A 4,531-nucleotide genomic window follows, 5' to 3' on the forward strand; every position below is an offset into this window, starting at 1 on the left:
CGGCATGGCGCGCGCGCCGTCGGCCCGCCGGCCTGCGCGAGATCGGGACGTCCGCCGCCGCCCTTGCCGCCGAGCCGCCTCGCGCCCACGCGGACCAGATCGACGGCGCTGTAATCGCCGGTGAGGTCGTCAGTGACGCCCACCACGAGCCCCGCCTTGCCTTCCTCACTCACGCCGACCACGGCAACGATGCCCGAGCCGAGCTGCTGCTTGGCTTCGTCTACCAGGCCGCGCAAATCTTTCGGCTGAACGCCGTGCACGGTCCGGGCGAGAAGCTTGACCCGGCCGAGCTCGCGCACGGCCGAGGCCGCCTCTCCGCCCCCGCCTTCGGGCCGCAGTGCGAGCGCGCGCTTGGCTTCGGCGAGTTGGCGTTCGAGCTTGCGGCGCTCCTCGACGACCGCGGCGAGCCGCTCGATCATCTCGTCGGGAGAGACTTTGAGGATCTCCGCCGCCTGGCGCACGCGCGCGTCTTGGCCGGCGAGGAACCCGCGGGCCGCGCCGCCGGTCAGCGCCTCGACACGGCGGACCCCTGCGGCCACCGCGCTCTCGCCCACGATCTTGAGCAGGCCGATCTCGCCGGTCCGTGTCACATGGGTGCCGCCGCACAGCTCGATGGAATAAGCGTGGCCCGCCTTGGGGCTATCCGGCGCGATCCCCATGGAGACGACACGGACCTCGTCGCCGTATTTCTCGCCGAACAGAGCGAGCGCCCCCTGCTCGATGGCGGCGTCCGGCGTCATCAGATGCGTTTCGACGGGTGCGTTCTGCAGGATCATGGCGTTGGCCAAATCTTCGACGGCCGCAATCTCGTCCTGGCTCATGGGCTTTTGATGGGAGAAGTCGAAGCGCAGGCGTCCCGGCTCCACCAGCGAGCCTTTCTGGGCCACGTGCTGGCCGAGCACTTGGCGCAAGGCCTCATGCAGGAGATGGGTGGCGGAGTGATGGGCCCGGGTGGTGCTGCGCCGCGCGTGATCGACGGTGAGCATCACGGTCTCGCCGCGCAGCAGCGTGCCCTTCTCCACGACGCCCTCATGCAGAAAGAGACCATGCAGCTTTTTCTGCGTGTCCTCGACCCTGAACGAGACGTCTGTCCCCATGCCGAGCGTGCCGCGATCGCCGACCTGACCTCCGGATTCCGCGTAGAACGGCGTCTGGTTGACGATGACGATGCCGCGCTCGCCCTTCTCCAGCTTCTCGACGCGCTTGCCGTCCTTGACCAGCGCGACGATCTCGCCCGACGCCGTCTCGGTCTCGTAGCCTAGGAACTCGGTGGCGCCGAGGTCCTCCTTCAGCTCAAACCACAGGGTCTCGGTCGCGGCCTCGCCGGAGCCGGCCCAGGACTTCCGCGCTTCGGCGCGCTGGCGCTCCATGGCGGCGCGAAAGCCGGCCGCATCGACGGCGATGCCTTTTGCTTTCAGCGCGTCCTCGGTGAGGTCGTAGGGAAAGCCAAAGGTGTCGTAGAGCTTGAAGGCGACCTCGCCCGGCAGCGTATCGCCGGAGGACAATCCCTCGACCGCCTCGTCGACAGCCGCAAGCCCCGTTCCAAGGTCTCGCGAAAGCGGGTCTCCTCCAGCTTCAGCGTCTCCTCGATCAGATCCTCGCCGCGCTCGAGCTCGTGATAAGCGCGCCCCATCTCGGCGGTGAGCGTCGGCACCAGCCGGTAGAGCAGCGGGTCCTTGGCGCCGAGCAGATGCGCATGCCGCATGGCCCGGCGCATGATGCGGCGGAGCACGTACCGCGGCCTTCGTTGGAGGGCAGCACGCCGTCGGCAATAAGGAAGGAAGCCGCGCGCAGATGATCGGCGATGATGCGGTGGCTCGGGGCGTGTCGCCTTCCGCACGCACGCCGGTCAGCTCGACGGACGCGGCGATCAGCGTGCGGAACAGGTCGATGTCGTAATTGTCGTGCGTCCCCTGCATGACCGCGGCGATGCGCTCGAGCCCCATGCCGGTGTCGATCGAGGGGCGCGGCAGGTCGACGCGCGTGCCGTCCTCGCGCTGCTCATATTGCATGAAGACGAGATTCCAGATCTCGACGAACCGGTCCCCGTCCTGATCGGGGCTGCCGGGCGGACCGCCGGGCAGATGCGCGCCGTGATCGTAGAAGATCTCCGAGCACGGGCCGCACGGGCCGGTGTCGCCCATGGACCAAAAATTGTCGCTGCCCGCGATCCGCAGGATCTTGTCGTCGGGAACGCCCGCGATCTTCTTCCACAGCCGTGCCGCCTCGTCGTCATCCGCATAGACGGTGATCAGCAGCTTCTCCTTAGGCAGCGCCAGATCCTTGGTCAGCAACTCCCAAGCGAGCGCGATCGCGCGCTCCTTGAAATAATCGCCGAAGGAAAAATTGCCGAGCATCTCGAAAAAGGTGTGATGCCGCGCGGTGTAGCCCACATTGTCGAGATCGTTGTGCTTGCCGCCGGCGCGCACGCATTTCTGCGAGGAGGCGGCGCGCAAGGCTCTCGCCTTCTCCTGGCCGGTGAACACGTTCTTGAACGGCACCATGCCGGCATTGGTGAACATCAAGGTGGGGTCGTGGCGCGGCACGAGCGGCGCGGATGGCACCACCACATGATCGTTGCGGGCAAAGAAATCGAGGAAAGCGGTCCGCAGGTCGTTGGTCCGCGTCGGCGCGGCATGACTGGCCGCGGCCCCGGACTTCTGCTTGCTGGACGTCCCGCGCGGGGGCTTGGCGGCGTTCATCTTAGGAAAGGCTGGACCTTCGGTTGCCGCGACCTCGGTGTCGCGAAATCGCCTGTCTCGCCCGCCACAGCCTAGCCGATTCGGCGTAAGGCGACGGCGGTTTCGCACGGCTCCACGCTTGAGGGAAACCGCGACTTTCGCCGTGAGACATACGGTCTGGGGCTGAGCCTGTCCAGCGGTCAGACGGGCGCGCGAGCCCCTGCTGCGCAAGGTCTTTTGGGCCGAAAAAGCTCTGGGTCCGAAAAGCTCTTGGGCCGGGAAAGCCGGCGTCGCGGGGCGATGCGGGGCTCGAGGCAGGCTTGCGCCCGGCCCAAGCCCCGCGCGCCGCTTTCCCGATCAGCTCCCGCGCTTCCGGCGGCCCCCGCCGGCCATGGCGGTCACCGTGCCGTCCTCGTCGTCCGGCGGCACATCGCCGGACGCATCGTCATCGTCGGCTCCGGCACTGCCGCCTTCGAGGATCTGCCCGGCGATGAGGCCGGCATTCTGGCGGATGGCCAGCTCGATACGCGCGGCCATCTCGGGATGCTCCTTCAGATAGAGCTTGGCGTTCTCGCGGCCCTGGCCGATGCGCTCACTGTCGAAGGAGAACCACGAGCCGGATTTCTCGACGATGCCGCCCTTGACGCCGAGATCGATCAGCTCGCCCATCTTGGAGACGCCCTCGCCATACATGATGTCAAACTCGACCTGCTTGAAGGGAGGCGCCACCTTGTTCTTGACCACCTTGACGCGGGTCTGGTTGCCGACCACCTCGTCGCGCTCCTTGATGGCGCCGATGCGGCGGATATCGAGGCGGACGGAGGCATAGAACTTGAGCGCGTTGCCGCCGCTCGTGGTCTCGGGCGAGCCGAACATGACGCCGATCTTCATGCGGATCTGATTGATGAAGATGACCATGCAGCGGGACTTGGAGATGGAGCCGGTGAGCTTGCGCAAAGCCTGGCTCATCAGCCGCGCCTGGGCGCCCATCTGCATATCGCCCATCTCGCCTTCGAGCTCGGCCTTGGGCGTCAGCGCCGCGACCGAATCGACCACCAGCACGTCGATGGCGCCGGAGCGCACCAGCGTGTCGGCGATCTCGAGCGCCTGCTCGCCCGTGTCGGGCTGGGAGATCAGCACGTTCTCCAGATCGACGCCGAGTTTGCGGGCATAGATGGTGTCGAGCGCGTGCTCCGCGTCGACGAAGGCGCAGACGCCGCCCTTCTTCTGGGCCTCGGCGACCACATGCAGCGCCAGCGTGGTCTTGCCCGACGATTCCGGCCCGTAGATCTCGACGACGCGCCCGCGCGGCAGGCCGCCAATGCCGAGCGCGATATCGAGCCCGAGCGAGCCGGTCGGGATCGATTCGATCTCGACCACGGTCTCGTTCTGGCCGAGCCGCATGATCGAGCCTTTGCCGCAAGCCCGCTCGATCTGCGAGATCGCCGCTTCCAGCGCCTTCTCTTTGTCCATTTCCCCTCCAGCTTCGACGAGGCGCAACGCGGCGTCGACATGAGTCTTCTCCCTTATTTCACGGCGCCATGGGGCGCGTAAATGGCGGTGCTCGGTCTGTCCCTCTTCCGTCCACCGCGCCCGCTTTGCGGGGGGAAGCAAGGCGCGGTGGACCAATCAGCCCACTGTACACGCTTTGTTCTCTGTTCGCAATATGTTCTCACCAAAAATCCACCCCACCCCAAAGAAAAAGGCCGCCCGAGAGGGGCGGCCAGCAGATGCCCAGCACTCTGAAGCCTATTTGCAGCGGGCGCACCAGCACTTCCACGGCCGGCAGATCCGCGTATAGCCCTCCGGGCACATCGGCCCGGCGAAGCGGCAGGCCACCCGATCGATCG

The 4,531-nt window shown here is 66.9% G+C and carries 1 protein-coding gene and 1 pseudogene; both read right to left on the reverse strand.

Features of this window, described 5'->3' with window-relative positions; all coding sequences use genetic code 11:
* Positions 1 to 2,702: pseudogene (alaS, locus tag AUC71_RS14655) on the reverse strand (alanine--tRNA ligase); the annotation flags it as partial.
* Between the two features lie 336 nt (positions 2,703 to 3,038).
* A complete protein-coding gene (gene recA, locus AUC71_RS14660) occupies positions 3,039 to 4,154 on the reverse strand; it encodes a recombinase RecA (protein ID WP_083238439.1) in 1,116 nt (371 codons plus the stop codon).
* Between the last annotated feature and the right edge of the window lie 377 nt (positions 4,155 to 4,531).

Source organism: Methyloceanibacter marginalis (assembly GCF_001723295.1).
In the GTDB taxonomy this organism is placed as follows: Bacteria; Pseudomonadota; Alphaproteobacteria; order Rhizobiales; family Methyloligellaceae; genus Methyloceanibacter; species Methyloceanibacter marginalis.